We start from the raw sequence: 17026 nt of genomic DNA, 5'->3' as shown, positions 1-17026 counted from the left end.
GCTGCGGCCCGCATCCGGCAGGGGGCACCGATGACCGACACCGCATCCGGCGGCGCCGTGCCCGCCCTCGACGTCACCGACCTCACCGTCCGCTTCGCCGGGCTCACCGCCCTCGACTCCGTCTCCTTCACCGTCCAGCCCGGCAGCGTCCACGCCCTCATCGGCCCCAACGGCGCCGGCAAGTCCACCTCCTTCAACGTCCTGTCCGGCGTCTACCGGGCCACCTCCGGCAGCGTCCGCTTCGGCGAGGCGGAGCTGACCAAGCTCCCTCCCGACCGCATCGCCGCCCTCGGCATCGCCCGTACCTTCCAGAACCTCGCGCTCCCGCCGCACGCCACCGTCGCCGACAGCCTGCTGCTCGGCCGGCACCGGCTCACCCGCGCCGGGTTCCTCGCCGCCGGGCTGCGGCTGCCGTCCGCCGCTCGCGAGGCGAGGCAACACCTGGAGCGGGTACGGGAGATCGCGGAGTTCACCGGACTCGGCGGCGACCTGGACCGGCTCGCGGGAGCACTCCCGTACGGAAAGCAGAAGCTCGTCGAGCTCGGCCGCGCCCTGTGCATGGAGCCTCGGCTGCTGCTCCTCGACGAGCCCGTCGCCGGGATGACCGCGGACGAGCGGCGGCAGATCGCCTCCGTCATCGCGGGCGTACGCGACAGCCTCGGCATATCCATCGTGCTCGTCGAACACGACATGGGGATGGTGATGCGGCTCGCGGACGCCGTGACCGTACTCGACTTCGGGCGCCGGATCGCCGACGGCACCCCCGCACAGGTACAGAGCGACCCGGCCGTCGTACAGGCCTATCTAGGAACGGAGGCCCAGGTATGACGACCTTCACCGAACTACTCCTCGGCGGACTCTCCATTGGCGCCGTCTACGCGCTGATCGCGCTCGGCTTCGTCGTCATCTTCAAGGCCACCGAAGTCGTCAACTTCGCCCACGCCTCCCTGCTTCTCGCGGGCGGCTATGTCACCGCCGTACTCCACGACGACATCGGTTTCTGGGGCGCGCTGGCGGTCGGTATCGCGGGCGCTGCCCTCGTCGGCGCGGCCGTGGAATTTCTCGTCATGCGCCGCTACCGGGGCTCCGACCACAGCGTCCTGGCCATCGTCACCATCGGCGTCGACATCCTCCTGACCACCGAACTCACCCGCCGTATCGGCACGGACGTCCTTGCGCTCGGCGACCCGTGGGGCGACCGCGTCGTCACCATCGGGGACATCACCATCGCGCAGACCCGTATCGCAGCCTTCGTCTCGGCGGCCCTGCTGATCACCGCGTTCCTGCTCGCGTTCCGGTACACCTCGTGGGGCGTATCGATGCGTGCGGCGGCCGAGAATCCCGAGACCGCCGCGCTGATGGGAGTACGTCAGGGCCGGGTATCGCTCGCCGCCTGGGCGGTCGCGGGTGCGCTCGCCGCGGTCGCCGCGCTCTTCCTCACCGTGTTCCCGACCCCGGGGCTCGAACGCGCCACCTCGCTCGCCGCACTCAAGGCCTTCCCGGCGGCGATCCTCGGCGGGCTCGACTCCACCACCGGCGCGCTCGCGGGCGGTCTGATCGTCGGTGTCACCGAGTCCTTCGCCACCGGCTACCAGAGCGAACTGTCCTTCCTGGGCCGCGGGATCGGCGATCTCGCGCCGTATCTGGTGATGGTGCTCGTCCTGCTGCTCAGGCCGGCCGGACTCTTCGGCACAAAGGAGCCCGCCCGTGTCTGAGACGCTGAAGAACCCCGAGGCAGACGTGGCAACGAGCCTCAAGTCGTCCGTGAAGAGCCCCAGGGCGTACGTGAAGAGTCCCAAGGCGTACGCCTGGATAGCCGGCACCGTCCTGCTCCTCGCCCTGCCCTTCTACCTCGACCGCTTCTGGCTGCAGGCCGGTCTGTTCGCGATGGCCGCCGCTATCGGCGCGATCGGGATCAACCTCCTCACCGGCGCCACCGGGCAGCTGTCCATGGGGCACGCCTTCTTCCTCGCGGTGGGCGCCTACAGCTACTGCGTCCTGGCGGGCGACAGCGGCGTGGAGAACGGTCACCGCCTCGTCGGACTCGGACTCCCGACCTGGCTCGCCGCCGTACTGGCGGTCCTCGTCGCGGGCGCGGCGGGCGGCCTGTTCAGCCCCATCGCGGGACGGCTGCGCGGCGCGTATCTCGGCATCGCCACGCTCGCGCTGATCTTCATCGGCCAGCACGTCCTCTTCAACGCCCATGATCTGACAGGAGGGTTCAACGGCCGGGCGGTTCCGCCCCTCTCGCTCTTCGGCATCGACTTCGACGACAGCGAGACGGTCATCGCAGCAGTCCCCTTCCAGTCCGCCGAGAAGCTCTGGTACGTGGCACTGCTCGCCCTCATCGGCTGCGGCCTCTTCGCCCGCGGAGTGCTACGGGGCCGCCCCGGCCGCGCCATGAACGCCATCCGCGACCACCGCATCGCCGCGGGTGTCATGGGCGTCCCGGTCGCCCGCTACCGGGCAGCCGTCTTCGTCCTGTCCTCGATGTACGCGGGACTCGCCGGCGTACTGATCGCCCTGGTCTTCCAGCGGACCGTCCCCGAGTACTTCGGTGTGATCCTGTCGCTCGAATTCCTCGCGATGATCGTGATCGGGGGGCTCGGCACGGTCGCGGGCGCCGTCGTCGGCGCGGCCTTCGTCTCTCTGCTGCCCCAGCTCCTCACCCACTACAGCGACACCCTCCCGCTGGTCTCCGCCCCCGGCACGGGCGGCGTCTCACCCGGCGAGGCATCGCGCTATCTGTACGGCGCCGCGGTCGTCGCGGTCGTCCTCTTCCTGCCCGGCGGACTCACCCGTCTCATCACCTCACGCAAGACCCCACAGGAGTAGACAATGAAGTCACGTCTGTACGCGGCGGCGCTGGCCGCCGCCCTGACCCTCACCAGCGCCGGCCTCGCCGGATGCAGCTCGAAGGCCGCCGACGGCGGCGCGGGCGAGAAGGACGCCGGCGGAGTGAAGACCGGCGAAGGCGTCACGAACAAGACCATCACCCTCGGCGTGCTCACCGACATGACCGGCGTCTACGCCTCGCTCGGCAAGAGCGTCACCCAGGCGCAGCAGCTGTGGGCGAAGCAGACCAACGCAGCCGGCGGCATCTGCGGCCGCAACGTCGAGCTCACCGTTCGGGACCACGGCTACGACCCGCAGAAGGCCGTCGCGGCGTACACCGAGCTCGAACCGAAGGTGCTCGGCTTCTCCGAGTTCGTCGGCTCGCCCTTCGTCGCCGCGGTGAAGGGCCGTATCGACGGCCAGGACAAGGCACTCGTGGTGCCCCAGGCCTGGTCGGCATCGCTGCTGGGCAGCCCGTACATCCGGGTCGTGGGAGCGACGTACGACATCGAGACGATCAACGCGGTCGACTATCTGCTCAGCCAGAAGCGCATCGCCAAGGGCGACAAGATCGGTCATGTCTACTTCGAGGGCGACTTCGGGGAGAACGCGCTGAAGGGCTCGAAGTACGCGGCGAAGCAGGCGGGTCTGACCGTCGTCGAGCAGAAGATCAAGCCGACCGACAACGACATGTCCGCCCAGGTCGCCGCGCTCAAGAAGGCAGGCGTCAAGGCGGTCGTCATCAGCGCCGGACCGCGTCAGGCGGCCTCGCTGGTCGGCGTCGCCGCGGCGGGCGGCTTCAAGGTTCCCATGATCGGCAACAACTCGGCCTTCGCGCCGCAGCTGCTGGCCACCCCGGCGGCGCCCGCGCTGACGAAGGACTACTACGTCGCCGCCTCCACCCTCCCCATCGGCGACCCGGGCGCCGGCCCGGCCAAGCTCGCGAAGGAGTACAAGGCCGCCTACCCCAAGGACGGGCTCGACAACGGCGTGGTCGCGGGCTATACCGCCGCGAGCGTCTACGGAGAGGTGCTGATGAAGGCCTGCGCGTCCAAGGACCTCACACGAGAGGGCATCGACAAGGCGCTGCTCACCGTCTCCTCGTACGACAACGGCTTCGGCATCACGAACAACTTCTCCGACCCCGCGGCACCGTCGACCCGGCAGAGTCTGATCATGAAGCCGGACCTCAAGGTGCCGGGCGGTCTGAAGGTGGTGCGGCCGGCGGCGGTGTCCAAGTCGGCGGAGTCGTACAAGACGGGCGGCTGAGCTCGGGTCCGGGCGGGGCGGGGCTTTCCCCTCCCCGCCCTCCCCACTACGGCCTGGCGGCCGTGGGAGGTACCCCCCATCCCTGAACCGGGGCTGTGCCCCCGGACCCGCCCCCTACGCCCCGCGGGCGTGGGGGGACCCCCAGAACGCGACCTTCAGCCGCGTGTCCTCAATCGCCGGACGGGCTGAGGTTCAGCCCGTCCGGCGGAAAATCAAGCCCCTCTGGGGGTCCCCCCGGACGAAGCCTGGGGGAGATTGAGGAGCGGGGCTTGGGGCGGAGCCGCAGGGGGACGCCTAGGGTCGTCCCGTGTGGATACGTGACGCCCGCTCCGACGAGGCCGACGCCCTGACCGCCCTGGTCCTGCGCTCCAAAGCGCACTGGGGGTACGACGATGCGTTCCTGGCTGCATGCCGCGACGAACTCACCATCTCCGCCAGTGAGATCGCCGCACACCGGATCGTCGTGGCCGAGGACGACAACGTGGTCCTCGGCGTCGCCTCCCTCGAGGGCGAACCACCCCACGGCACCCTCGGCCTGCTCTTCGTCGAGCCCTCGGCGAGCGGGCGCGGCATCGGCCGAACACTGTATGCACATGTCCTCGACACCGCCCGCGAGTTGGGCTTCAAGCGCCTCACCATCGACTCCGACCCACACGCCGAGCCCTTCTACCGGACACTGGGCGCCCGCCCGGTCCCGACCAGGACGGGGGAGCTGCCGCGCCTGGAAGTCACGCTGACTGAGCGCCCCGGCTGGGCACACGCCTGGACGGGCGGCCAACACGCCGTACACATCGGCAATGTCGCGGAGTTCCAGGGCCAGTTCGGCGACGTGACCGACGACGCCCGGCAGGCGGCCGCGCACTACTCCTGCCTCGCCGCCTTCGCCAGCCCGCACCCCGCGGCGCTCGTCCTGCCCAGGTCCGTACCCCGCGAGTGGATCGCCCTGGTCGCCCGGCAACTGGGCTGGGGCCGGGTCGAGGTCTACGAGGGCCTCACCGGCCCCGACGTGATCGCCCGGCCCGCCCTCGTCGGCAGGCTGCGCGGCCTTCGGCTGCCGTTTGTGCCGTGGGGCCACACCAGGGCTTTCGGCGAGCTCTCCGGACGCCAACTGCCGCCGGACGCACTGCGATACGAGTCCAAACGGGCATCGCACGCCCTCTTCCGGCAACTGGCCCCTGAGCATCCGGGCATCGTGGTGCCCGAGAGATGGACGCCCGCCACCCGCCGCGAGGCGGCCCGGCTGATCGCCGCCCGGGCCCGCGCCGGTGCGGCCACCGTCGTCAAGACCGAGCACGGCGCCGGAGGTTCGGGCACGCGCGTGGTGACGGATCGCGTCCGGGCGGGCTCACTGCCGAGGGGCCCGCTGCTGATCGAGGAGTATGTGGCGGGTGACGGGAGGCCGAGCGATCCTACGTACGACGGGCTGATCGACGCCCAGGGGCAGGTGCACGATGTGGGCGTCGCGGCGATGGACGTCGAAGGCACGGTCTACCGTGGGGCGACGGTGGGTCCCGGAGCCGTGCCGGACGGCCTGGCCGGGCACGCCCTGCGGTTCGGCCACGCGGTCGGCCAACAGCTCGCCGCAGGCGGCTACCGGGGCTGGTACGACGTCGACTTCGTGACCGGCCCCGAGCGGCGGCTCGCCCCGACCGAGACCAATCTCCGGCTCACCGGACCCTCGGCGGCGTTCATGGTGAAGCTGCGCCTCGACGAGACGCGCGGCGGTGACCATCTCGTACGGTCACTGGACCGGGTACCGCTCGGCGCGCGCCTTCCCGAGCCCGAACTGATCGAATTTCTGCGGGAGTTGACGGAGCGGTGCGCGGGGATCGACGCGATTCTCGTGCCGTCGATCCCCACGGCCGGCTATGAGCCCGATCCGTACGTGGGCGTGCTCATCGCGGCCCGTACAGCTGACCGGCTGGATGCCGCCGACGCCCTTGTGCGGGCCGTGAGCCACGACCTGGGCCGCATCTTCGACTGATCACTTCCCGCGCCCGGGCCCGGACTTCAGTCCGTCCCACGCCGCCCACGCCGCAACGACACCAGCCGCGATCATCAGCGGGACATTGAAGATGTAGACGAGCGCCGCCTGCCGTGGCCAGTCCCACTTGTCCGCCAGCCGGTACAAATTGTCCTGCGGCCACCAGGAGGCGAGCAGCCAGACGATCGCCAGATGGGCCGCGGCGGTCAGCCCCTTCGGCCTGCGCCGGCTTGCCATCAGCCGTCGCCCGCCGAACAAGAACGCCACACCGAGGGCGAACGCCATGCTTTCGGCGAGATACAGACCACGAAAGAGCCACGCCCAGGGGCCCGGCACCAGCGAGAGATCGGTGGAGCCGGGCCAGAACAGGTTCGTCAGGACGAGCGAGGCGAACAGCACGGGGGCCGCCACTGCGAGCAGGCCGACGACGGGCCGCCCGTCGGACGGCACGGAGCCGCCGCCCTTGCTGCCGATCTTCTTGCCCGCCGCGGACCCGACCGGTGGCCGCACCAGCGCCGTGCGGTCCACCTTCCCCGCGCTGTTGCGTGGCAGGGATGCGATCGGCACCACGGTCCGGGGGATGTCCGCGGACGGCACAGCGCCCGTGAGGTGAGTCCGCAAGGTCCCCGTACCCGGCGCGTTCCCCGAGGAAGGCAGCACATAGGCGATCAGCCGTCCGCCGCCCTCGCCGACGACTGCTTCGTCCACCCCCGGATGCCCGGCGAGCGCCGTCTCCACCCGGTAGGTGTCGACGGTACGGCCGTTGACCCTGACCCGGTGCGCCATCCGGCCGCGGAACTCCAGCGGCCACGAGCCGTCCTGCCGCCCGAGATCCCCGGTGGGCACGGCGTCACCGCCGCCGGGCGGCGTGAGCCAGATCTGCCCCTTGCGGATCCGCGCTTCGCAGCCGGGGAACGGCTGCCCGAGATAGGCGTGCTGCTCGGGATCCCCGACCGGCCCCGGTAGTTGGCCGGTCTCGAACCAGGTCCCGCACCCGGCGACCTCGGTGGGCCCGTACACGCTGATCAGCCGCGCGCCCGGGGCGAGCCCACGCCCCAGCCGCACCTGCTCGTCGAGCCGGAGCCGTTCTCCGCCGATCGCTACCAGCCGCAGCCCCGGCAACTCCGTGCCGCCGTCCAGCAGCGAGGCCGCGGTGGCCGGGTCGGTGTCGGCCACGGTGAACGCCTCGCGCCGGGTGAGCACCAGCGTGGCGCCCGCGCCCAGGGTCCGTATCCAGCCGCCGTTGAACTCGGTGGTGTCCGGCGCGGCCGTCACCAGGACCTGGTCGTCGCCGGTGAGCCGGTAGACCTCGGCCCAGGCGTCGTACGCAGCCCTCAGCAGCCCGTGCGAGACGGGGACGCTCCGGCGCGCGCCCGTGGTCCCGGCAGTGAACAGCACCGCGGCCTTCGCGCCGATGGCCCCGGGCTCGTCGAGCGGGTCGCGGGAGTGCGCCTCGATGGCCGCGGCGTCCGTGTCCAGGCAGATGACGGGCCGCCCGCTGCCGTCGTCGACACGGGCCAGATGGGCCTGGTGGGTGATGAGGGCCCGGGCAACCAGGCCGGGCGGCTCGGTGCGCTCAGGCCCGATGACGGCGTATGCCCCGCCCGCCTTGAGCACGCCCAGGACAGCGACCAGCACATCCGGGGTACTTACGGTGCGTATGGCGACGAGGCCACCGGCCGGCAGTCGCACGGTCTCGGTCAGATGCCGGGCCAACTGGTTGGCCCTCGCGTCAAGGTGCCGATAGCTGAGCCTGGCACGGTCGGTGATCACGGCGGTACGGTCCGGCTCGGTCCGCACCCTGTCTTCGAACAGCTGATGAAGCGCTCCCCCTGGCATGACTGGATCATTCCAGAAGGCGCGAAACATGACGAGGGCCCGGGTGCGGATCGCACCCGGGCCCTCACCCCTGCTTATGCACTGCTCTAGGGGAGTTGAGCAGCCCTTGCCTCACGGCTCTCGCGGCGGTTGTCGCGGAACGTGTTCACGCGCCGTGCCGTCGCGAAGAGGGGAATCGTCGCCGCCATCACGATCTGCAGCGCGCAGCCGGTCTGGAGCAGCACCTGGCCGCCCGGGGCGTCGAACGCCCACGCCGCCAGCATGCCCATCGCGGATACGATCCAGCCGAGCATCGCCACCGCAAGGACACCGCGCGGCTTGGGGTACTCGACCCGGCTCACCATCAGCCAGGCCGTGCCGATGATCGCCAGCAGCGTCGGGACGAACGGCAGCTCGAGCAGCACGATCGAGACGACAGTGAGCGCGCCGAAGGGGCTCGGCATGCCCTGGAACATGCCGTCCTTCATGGTCACGCACGAGAATCTGGCAAGCCGTAGCACCACCGCCAGCAGCACCACGATCGCGGCCACCGCCGAGACCTTCTGCTGGGCGTCGTCCGCGACCATTCCGTACACGAGCACGAAGTAGGCCGGGGCGAGCCCGAAGCTGATCAGGTCGGAGAGGTTGTCCAGCTCCGCGCCCATCGGCGAGCTGCGCAGCTTGCGCGCCACGAGCCCGTCGCAGAGGTCGAAGATCGCGGCCAGCAGCATGAGGATCACGGCGGTCGCCGCGCTGTTGCGCGCCATGCCGCTCTCGTTGCTGCCGGTCAGGTGTGGGATGAGGATCCCGGTGGTGGTGAAGTACACCGCCATGAAGCCACACGTGGCGTTACCGAGCGTGAGGGTGTCCGCTATCGACAGCCGCAGAGAGAGGGGCATCTCCTCCGCGTCGTCCTCGGCCTCCGCCTCGGCGACCCAGCCCGCCTGCGTGTCCGGATCAATCACGGTCAATTCGAGTCACCCCCGCGGTCGTGGTCTGACCGACCTCGACAGCGACGTCGACACCTTCCGGAAGGTAGATGTCAACGCGCGATCCGAAGCGGATCAGACCAATGCGCTCGCCCTGCTCGACCTTGGTGCCTGCCGGGATGTACGGCACGATCCGCCGGGCCACGGCACCCGCGATCTGCACCATCTCGATGTCGCCGAGCTCGGTGTCGAAGTGCCAGACAACGCGCTCGTTGTTCTCGCTCTCCTTGTTGAACGCCGGCACGAAACCACCGGGGATGTGCTCTACGGACGTCACGGTGCCCGCGAGGGGAGCGCGGTTGACGTGGACGTTCAGCGGGCTCATGAAGATCGCGACGCGAGTGCGCCCGTCCTTCCACGGCATGATGCTCTGCACCACACCGTCGGCGGGCGAGATGACTCGGCCCTGGGCGATCTCGCGCTCGGGGTCGCGGAAGAACCACAGCATGCCCGCCGCGAGCGCGGTGGCGGGCACGGCGATGGCCGCCGCGCGCCCGGAGCGGCGCGAGCGGGCCAGGCTGAGTGCAGCGGTGGCGACGGTCGGCAGAAGCCACGGCGATGCTCCGCGCGCAAGGCGGACGCGGCCGCGTGGTGCAGAGGTTTGGCTGTGGGGCATGGATGACCTTCGTAGCGGATGATGCCGCGCTGGCAACAGGGGGACGGCGGCTTTCGGGCGATGCTATCGGTTGCGGGCCGCAACTGGGAAAGCCAGAAGCCGAGTCGGCGGCCGGAAGACGATAACGGGGTGTGATCTTCTTCGCGGCCGAACCGACCCAAACGCGGCAATCAACCCTGGAATCGGTACTCCTCGAGCAGCCTACGGCCAATGATCATTTTCTGGATCTCGGCGGTACCTTCACCGATCAGCAGCATCGGAGCCTCACGGTAGAGGCGCTCGATCTCGTACTCCTTGGAGAAGCCGTAACCGCCGTGGATACGGAAGGCGTCCTCGACGACTTCCTTGCAGTACTCGGAGGCGAGGTACTTCGCCATCCCTGCCTCCAGGTCGTTTCGCTCCCCGGAGTCCTTTTTGCGCGCTGCGTTCACCATCATCGCATGCGCCGCCTCGACCTTGGTAGCCATCTCGGCCAGCTTGAACTGGATCGCCTGGTGCTGAGCGATGGCCTTGCCGAAAGTGTGACGTTGCTGGGCGTACGAGACGCCCAGCTCGAAGGCACGCTGTGCGACGCCGCAGCCACGTGCCGCCACATTGACGCGGCCGACTTCGACGCCGTCCATCATTTGGTAAAACCCTCGGCCGGTGGTGCCGCCAAGTACCCGATTGGCCGGAATGCGCAGTCCGTCCATGATGAGCTCGGTCGTGTCGACGCCCTTGTAACCCATCTTGTCGATCTTCCCGGGAATGGTGAGGCCGGGCCGGACCTCTCCGAAGCCGGGCTCCTTCTCGACGAGGAAGGTCGTCATCGACTTGTGGGGGGCGGTGCCCTCCGGGTGTCCTTCGTCACTCCGGCACAGAACGGCGACCAGATTGGACGTTCCGCCGTTCGTCAGCCACATCTTCTGGCCGTTGAGGACGTACTCGTCGCCGTCCTTGACGCCCTTGGACGTGATGGCCGACACATCGGAGCCGAGAGCCGGCTCGGACATCGAGAACGCGCCGCGCACCTCGCCCAGCGCCATCCGCGGCAGGAAGGTGTCCTTCTGCTCCTGCGTGCCGTGCTGCTTGAGCATGTACGCCACAATGAAATGCGTGTTGATGATGCCCGAGACGGACATCCAGCCACGCGCTATCTCCTCGACGCACAGCGCGTACGTGAGCAGGGACTCGCCCAGGCCGCCGTACTCCTCCGGAATCATCAGCCCGAACAGACCGAGTTCCTTGAGGCCTTCGACGATCTGGGTCGGATACTCGTCGCGGTGCTCCAGCTCGGTCGCGACAGGGATGATCTCCTTGTCGACGAAGTCCCGGACCGTGGCCAGGATTTCCTGCTGGACGTCGGTCAGACCGTGGGTCTGGGCGAGTCGGCTCATGGCTACTTCTCCTGTGCCTTCAGCTCCGGGCGGCCGGGCTGCTCGCCGCCGCGCTCCTTGATGTACGTCTCGGTCGGGACCATCACCTTGCGCCGGAACACGCAGACGAGGGTGCCGTCCTGCTTGTAGCCCTTGGTCTCGACATAGACGATCCCGCGGTCGCTCTTGGACTTCGAGGGGGTCTTGTCGAGAACGGTCGTCTCGCCGTAGATCGTGTCGCCGTGGAAGGTCGGCGCGACGTGCTTGAGTGACTCGATCTCCAGATTGGCGATGGCCTTGCCGGAGACGTCCGGAACGGACATGCCGAGGAGCAGGGAGTAGATGTAGTTGCCCACGACGACGTTCTTGCCGAAGTCCGTAGTCTTCTCCGCATAGTTGGTGTCCATGTGGAGGGGGTGGTGGTTCATGGTGAGCAGACAGAAGAGGTGGTCGTCGTACTCGGTGACCGTCTTCCCGGGCCAGTGCTTGTAGACGTCCCCGACGGTGAACTCTTCGTAGGTGCGGCCGAACTGCATCGTTACGCCTCCGGGGCCTCGAACTTGGACGTGCGCTGCATGCCGGCGGCCCGGCCCTTGCCGGAGATGACCAGCGCCATCTTGCGGCTGGCCTCGTCGATCATCTCGTCGCCGAGCATCGCCGAGCCCTTCTTGCCGCCCGCCTCGGACGTGTAGTACTCGTACGCGTCCAGGATCAGCTCGGCGTGGTCGAAGTCCTCCTGCGAGGGCGAGAAGATCTCGTTCGCGGCGGCGACCTGGTCCGGGTGCAGCACCCACTTGCCGTCGAAACCGAGGGCGGCGGCGCGCTGCGCGACGGCGCGGTAACCCTCCGGGTTGCGGATCTGCAGGTAGGGGCCGTCGATCGCCTGGAGGTTGTTGGCGCGGGCGGCCATGAGGATCTTCATCAGGATGTAGTGGTAGGCGTCGGCCGGGTAGCCGGGCGGCTGCTCGCCGACGACCAGGGACTTCATGTTGATGGACGCCATGAAGTCGGCCGGGCCGAAGATGATCGTCTCGACGCGCGGGGAGGCCTGCGCGATCGCGTTGACGTTGTTCAGGCCCTGCGCGTTCTCGATCTGTGCCTCGATGCCGATCTTGCCGACCTCGAAGCCCATGGTCTTCTCGATCTGCGTCAGCAGGAGGTCGAGGGCGACGACCTGCTGGGCGTCCTGGACCTTCGGCAGCATGATGCAGTCAAGGTTCTGCCCGGCGCCCTCGACGACGGTGACGACATCGCGGTAGGTCCACTCGGTGGTCCAGTCATTGACCCGCACGACCCTGGTCTTGCCCGTCCAGTCGCCCTCGTTGAGGAACTTGACGATGGTGTGCCGGGCCTCCGGCTTGGCCAGTGGGGCACAGGCGTCCTCCAGGTCCAGAAAGACCTGGTCGGCCGGCAGGCCCTGGGCCTTCTCCAGGAAGCGCGGGTTCGAGCCGGGAACCGCCAGGCACGAGCGACGCGGGCGGAGACGGTTGACTGTCATGCGGGGACCTCCAGAGGGTCGAGCTTGTTCGCTTTCCGGATCTCGTCGACGATACGGCCGATGATCTCCGTGATGCCGAAGTCCTTCGGGGTGAACACGGCGGCCACACCCGCCGCCTTCAGATCGGCGGCGTCGCGTGTCGGGATGATCCCGCCGACGATCACCGGAATGTCGGCCGCGCCGGCCTCGCGCAGCCGCTCCAGTACATCCGGTACCAGCTCGGCGTGCGAGCCGGAGAGGATCGACAGGCCCACACAGTGCACGTCCTCGGCGAGGGCTGCGTTGACGATCTGCTCGGGTGTGAGCCTGATGCCCTGGTAGACCACCTCGAAGCCCGCGTCGCGGGCCCGTACGGCGATCTGCTCGGCACCGTTGGAGTGCCCGTCCAGGCCGGGCTTGCCGACAAGGAGCCGCAGCCGTCCGGAGCCGAGCTCGTCGGCGGTACGCGACACCTTCTCGCGGACGAGGGCGAGCGGCGTGCCCGCCTCGGCGGTGACGGCGACCGGTGCGCTGGAGACGCCGGTCGGCGCGCGGAACTCGCCGAAGACATCGCGCAGCGCCCAGGACCACTCGCCGGTCGTGACACCCGCGCGGGCGCATTCGACGGTGGCGGCCATCAGGTTCGTGGACCCCGCGGCGGCTTTCTTCAGCGCGGCCAGCGCTTCGGTCGCCCGGGCCTCGTCGCGGTTGTCGCGCCACTCGTGGAGCTTCGCGACCACCCGCGCCTCGTTGGCCGGGTCGACCGTCATGATCGCCTCGTCCAGGTCCGCGGTGAGCGGGTTGGGCTCGGTGGTCTCGAAGATGTTCACGCCGACGATCTTCTCGTCGCCCGACTCGATCCGGGCGCGCCGCTCGGCGTGCGAGGAGACCAGCTGCGACTTGAGATAGCCGGACTCGACGGCCGCCATCGCGCCGCCCATCTCCTGGATCCGGGCGATCTCGGACAGGCACTCGTCGACCAGGGCGGCCACCTTGGCCTCGATGACGTGCGAGCCGGCGAAGATGTCCTCGTACTCCAGCAGGTCGCTCTCGTGAGCCAGAACCTGCTGGATACGCAGCGACCACTGCTGGTCCCAGGGGCGGGGCAGACCCAGCGCCTCGTTCCAGGCCGGAAGCTGCACGGCACGCGCGCGTGCGTCCTTCGACAGGGTCACGGCCAGCATCTCCAGAACGATGCGCTGGACGTTGTTCTCCGGCTGGGCCTCGGTCAGACCGAGGGAGTTGACCTGGACGCCGTAGCGGAAGCGGCGCTGCTTGGCGTTCTCGATGCCGTACCGCTCGCGGGTGACCTGGTCCCAGATGCGGCCGAAGGCGCGCATCTTGCACATCTCCTCGACGAAGCGGACGCCCGCGTTCACGAAGAAGGAGATACGGGCGACCACATCGCCGAACTTCTCGGCGGGCACCTGGCCGGAGTCGCGGACCGCGTCCAGCACGGCGATCGCGGTGGACATCGCGTAGGCGATCTCCTGGACCGGCGTGGCGCCCGCCTCCTGCAGGTGGTAACTGCAGATGTTGATCGGGTTCCACTTGGGGATGTTGGCCACCGTGTACGTGATCATGTCGGTGGTCAGCCGCAGACTCGGGCCCGGCGGGAAGACATGCGTCCCGCGCGACAGGTACTCCTTGACGATGTCGTTCTGCGTCGTCCCCTGGAGCTTGGTGATGTCGGCGCCCTGCTCCTCGGCGACCACTTGGTAGAGCGCCAGCAGCCACATCGCGGTGGCGTTGATCGTCATCGAGGTGTTCATCTGCTCCAGGGGGATGTCCTGGAACAGCCGCCGCATGTCACCGAGATGCGAGACGGGGACCCCGACCCGGCCGACCTCGCCGCGGGCGAGGATGTGGTCCGGGTCGTAGCCCGTCTGCGTCGGCAGGTCGAACGCGACCGACAGGCCGGTCTGGCCCTTGGCGAGGTTGCGCCGGTAGAGCTCGTTGGACGCCTCGGCGGTCGAGTGACCGGCGTACGTCCGCATGAGCCACGGCCGGTCCTTCTGACGCTCTGTCATGTGTGCGTCTCTCAGACGTTACGGAAGCGGTTGATGGCGTCGATGTGCTTGGCGCGCAGCTCCTCGTCGCGGACGCCCAGACCCTCGCTCGGGGCGAGGGCGAGCACGCCGACCTTGCCCTGGTGGAGGTTGCGGTGCACGTCGTACGCGGCCTGGCCGGTGTCGTCGAGCGAGTAGACCTTCGACAGCGTCGGGTGGATCTTGCCCTTGGCGACCAGGCGGTTGGCCTCCCACGCCTCGCGGTAGTTGGCGAAGTGCGAGCCGACGATCTTCTTCAGCGACATCCACAGGTAGCGGTTGTCGTACTCGTGGTTGTAGCCCGACGTCGACGCGCAGGTGACGATGGTGCCGCCCTTGCGGGTGACGTACACGCTCGCGCCGAAGGTCTCGCGGCCCGGGTGCTCGAAGACGATGTCCACGTCCTCGCCGCCGGTCAGCTCACGGATGCGCTTGCCGAAGCGCTTCCACTCGCGCGGGTCCTGGTTGTGCTCGTCCTTCCAGAACTTGTAGCCCTCGGCGTTGCGGTCGATGATCGCCTCGGCGCCCATCGCGCGGCAGATGTCCGCCTTCTGCTCGCTGGAGACGACACAGATCGGGTTGGCGCCGCCGGCCAGCGCGAACTGGGTGGCGTACGAGCCGAGGCCGCCGCTCGCGCCCCAGATCAGGACGTTGTCGCCCTGCTTCATGCCCGCGCCGTTGCGCGAGACGAGCTGGCGGTACGCGGTGGAGTTGACCAGGCCCGGAGCCGCCGCCTCCTCCCAGCTGAGGTGCTGGGGCTTGGGCATCAGCTGGTTGGACTTGACGAGTGCGATCTCGGCGAGACCGCCGAAGTTCGTCTCGAAGCCCCAGATGCGCTGCTCGGGGTCGAGCATCGTGTCGTTGTGGCCGTCGGAGGACTCCAGCTCGACCGAGAGGCAGTGCGCGACGACCTCGTCGCCCGGCTGCCAGGCGTTCACGCCGGGGCCGGTGCGCAGCACGACGCCCGCCAGGTCGGAGCCGATGATGTGGTACGGCAGGTCGTGCCGCTTGGTGAGCTCGGAGAGCTTTCCGTACCGCTCCAGGAAGCCGAAGGTGGCCATCGGCTCGAAGATCGAGGTCCAGACGGAGTTGTAGTTCACCGAGCTGGCCATGACCGCGACGAGCGCCTCGCCCGGGCCGAGCTCGGGCACCGGCACGTCCTCGACATGGAGGGACTTGCGGGGGTCCTTCTCCCGGGTCTCGAGGCCGGCGAACATCTCGACCTCGTCCTTGTGCACGGTCACCGCGCGGTAGGACTCGGGGATGGGCATTGCGGCGAAGTCGGCGGACGTGCTGTCCGTAGACTGAATCGCGTCCAGGATTTCCTTCACGGGGTGCCTCCGGCGAAGCGCGTTTGAGGGAAACGCTTAGGGGAACGTCGGGGTGCTGCTGCTGTGGAGGTGTGCCGTCGGTTCGGCGGGTGGTGCTCTGGCAGCGCCGGTGGGCGCGTGAGGTTGCCTGTGACGCAGGCGCCCGGGCGCGCAAACACGATGGTTTGCGGGGACAGCCGGCGTACGAAAGGTCTCTGCACGCCGGCCGCCCGGACAACTTCAACGTATGGCACGCCGTGCCAGCTCGCAAGACACTGCGTGCCAAGAATTTCTCTCAGTTGTCATCTGGCGGGCACGCATGAGCAACAACGGCCGCCCCTGGAGCGGGCGGCCGTTACATTCCGTCTGAGTGTTGTGTGCGGTCGACTACGGTGAGTACGGGGGCAAAATCAAGCCCCCACGCCCGCAGGGCGTAGGGGGGCCGGGGGCGGAGCCCCCGGGGGTCAGGCCCGGCGGTCGCCCAGTGCCCGCTCGATCGTGCGCATGACCTCGTCCAGCGGCGCGTCCGTGCGGGCCACGGTCACCAGCACGTCGTCACTGGTCCGCGTCGAGACCGCCGCCGGACCGGTCCGCTCGCCCTGCTGCGTGCGTCCCGCCCCGATCCCCGTCCCGAACGTGTCGCGGACAATCGCGAACGCGTGGTCCAACTGGGCCTCCACGTCCCCCTGGCCGCCCGCCCGCAGCCAGCGGCGCAGCACATGGTTGTGCGCGGTGACGACCGCTGACGCGGCCACCTCCGCGAGCAGCGGGTCGTCGTTGCCGGCATGGTGGTCGCGCTCGTCGAAGTGGCCCAGCAGATAGCGGGTGAAAAGACGTTCGTAGCGGGCCACCGAGGCGATCTCCCGCTCGCGCAGCGTGGGTACCTCGCGGGTCAGGCGGTAGCGCTCCACGGAGACCGCGGGGGAGGCCGCATACATCCGCATGACCTCCTTGATGCCCCGGCAGACCGTGTCCAGGGGGTGCTCATGGGCCGGGGCCGCGTTCAGCACCGCCTCGGCGCGTACGAGCGTGTCGTCGTGGTCCGGGAAGATCGCCTCTTCCTTGGAGCGGAAGTGACGGAAGAAGGTCCGGCGGGCGACCCCGGCCGCCGCGGCGATCTCGTCGACCGTCGTCGCCTCGTACCCCTTGGTGGCGAAGAGTTCCATGGCCGCAGTCGCCAGCTCCCGCCGCATCTTCAGACGCTGGGCGGCTGCGCGACTGCCTGCGGCACTTTCCGGAGCGTCGGGCGTGGCCTTGGTGCGGGCGGGCTTGGCAGGCTGCGGCATGACCTGAACGTACTGCATTCGTGCAGCCGAGCGCGCCTG

14 protein-coding genes are annotated in these 17026 nt (G+C 69.1%); 5 read left to right on the top strand and 9 right to left on the bottom strand.

The window, feature by feature from the left end:
* The first annotated feature begins 30 nt into the window (after positions 1 to 30).
* The 5 genes from OG729_RS07225 (at position 31) to OG729_RS07205 (ending at position 6088) form a co-directional block, all read left to right on the top strand.
* A complete protein-coding gene (locus tag OG729_RS07225) occupies positions 31 to 828 on the top strand; it encodes an ABC transporter ATP-binding protein (protein WP_360880845.1) in 798 nt (265 codons plus the stop codon).
* Positions 825 to 1715 (top strand): branched-chain amino acid ABC transporter permease, encoded by an 891-nt coding sequence (locus OG729_RS07220; protein WP_360880847.1) that lies wholly within the window; start codon positions 825 to 827, stop codon positions 1713 to 1715. Before OG729_RS07225 ends, OG729_RS07220 begins: the two co-directional genes overlap by 4 nt.
* 49 nt (positions 1716 to 1764) lie before the next feature.
* Positions 1765 to 2835 (top strand): branched-chain amino acid ABC transporter permease, encoded by a 1071-nt coding sequence (locus tag OG729_RS07215; RefSeq protein ID WP_360880918.1) that lies wholly within the window; start codon positions 1765 to 1767, stop codon positions 2833 to 2835.
* A gap of 3 nt (positions 2836 to 2838) precedes the next feature.
* The gene (locus OG729_RS07210) at positions 2839 to 4104 is read left to right on the top strand and encodes an ABC transporter substrate-binding protein (protein WP_405805007.1); all 1266 of its coding nucleotides are present in this window, start codon (positions 2839 to 2841) and stop codon (positions 4102 to 4104) included.
* A 307-nt stretch (positions 4105 to 4411) separates the two neighbouring features.
* Entirely contained in the window at positions 4412 to 6088 is a 1677-nt protein-coding gene (locus OG729_RS07205) for a GNAT family N-acetyltransferase (protein ID WP_405805005.1), read from the top strand.
* Here the strand turns inward: OG729_RS07205 and OG729_RS07200 are convergent, their stop codons facing one another.
* From OG729_RS07200 to OG729_RS07160, 9 genes are all read right to left on the bottom strand, one after another.
* The gene (locus OG729_RS07200; protein WP_405805004.1) at positions 6089 to 7927 is read right to left on the bottom strand and encodes an AMP-binding protein; all 1839 of its coding nucleotides are present in this window, start codon (positions 7925 to 7927) and stop codon (positions 6089 to 6091) included. It lies immediately after the preceding gene.
* Positions 7928 to 8013: 86 nt separating this feature from the next.
* Positions 8014 to 8871 (bottom strand): CDP-diacylglycerol--serine O-phosphatidyltransferase, encoded by an 858-nt coding sequence (gene pssA, locus OG729_RS07195; protein ID WP_360880920.1) that lies wholly within the window; start codon positions 8869 to 8871, stop codon positions 8014 to 8016.
* Positions 8864 to 9511 (bottom strand): phosphatidylserine decarboxylase, encoded by a 648-nt coding sequence (locus tag OG729_RS07190; protein WP_360880855.1) that lies wholly within the window; start codon positions 9509 to 9511, stop codon positions 8864 to 8866. Before OG729_RS07190 ends, pssA begins: the two co-directional genes overlap by 8 nt.
* A 170-nt stretch (positions 9512 to 9681) precedes the next feature.
* On the bottom strand, positions 9682 to 10887 hold the full coding sequence (locus tag OG729_RS07185; RefSeq protein WP_404722517.1) for an acyl-CoA dehydrogenase family protein: 1206 nt from the start codon (positions 10885 to 10887) through the stop codon (positions 9682 to 9684).
* A gap of 2 nt (positions 10888 to 10889) precedes the next feature.
* Positions 10890 to 11402: a MaoC family dehydratase gene (locus tag OG729_RS07180; RefSeq protein ID WP_360880859.1), complete on the bottom strand. Its 513-nt coding sequence runs from the start codon at positions 11400 to 11402 to the stop codon at positions 10890 to 10892.
* Between the two features lie 2 nt (positions 11403 to 11404).
* Positions 11405 to 12364: a CoA ester lyase gene (locus OG729_RS07175; RefSeq protein WP_142212903.1), complete on the bottom strand. Its 960-nt coding sequence runs from the start codon at positions 12362 to 12364 to the stop codon at positions 11405 to 11407.
* A complete protein-coding gene (locus OG729_RS07170) occupies positions 12361 to 14373 on the bottom strand; it encodes a protein meaA (RefSeq protein WP_360880862.1) in 2013 nt (670 codons plus the stop codon). The genes OG729_RS07175 and OG729_RS07170 overlap by 4 nt, the downstream gene beginning before the upstream one ends.
* Positions 14374 to 14384: 11 nt before the next feature.
* Positions 14385 to 15722 (bottom strand): crotonyl-CoA carboxylase/reductase, encoded by a 1338-nt coding sequence (ccrA, locus tag OG729_RS07165; protein ID WP_360880864.1) that lies wholly within the window; start codon positions 15720 to 15722, stop codon positions 14385 to 14387.
* A gap of 443 nt (positions 15723 to 16165) precedes the next feature.
* Positions 16166 to 16987, bottom strand: coding sequence for a TetR family transcriptional regulator (locus OG729_RS07160; RefSeq protein ID WP_405805003.1), 822 nt, complete (start codon positions 16985 to 16987; stop codon positions 16166 to 16168).
* Between the last annotated feature and the right edge of the window lie 39 nt (positions 16988 to 17026).

It is taken from the genome of Streptomyces sp. NBC_00210, from assembly GCF_045160975.1.
In the GTDB taxonomy this organism is placed as follows: Bacteria; Actinomycetota; Actinomycetes; order Streptomycetales; family Streptomycetaceae; genus Streptomyces.
The sequence above is the reverse complement of the archived record's forward strand: the minus strand, read 5'-3'. Positions and strand labels throughout refer to the sequence as shown.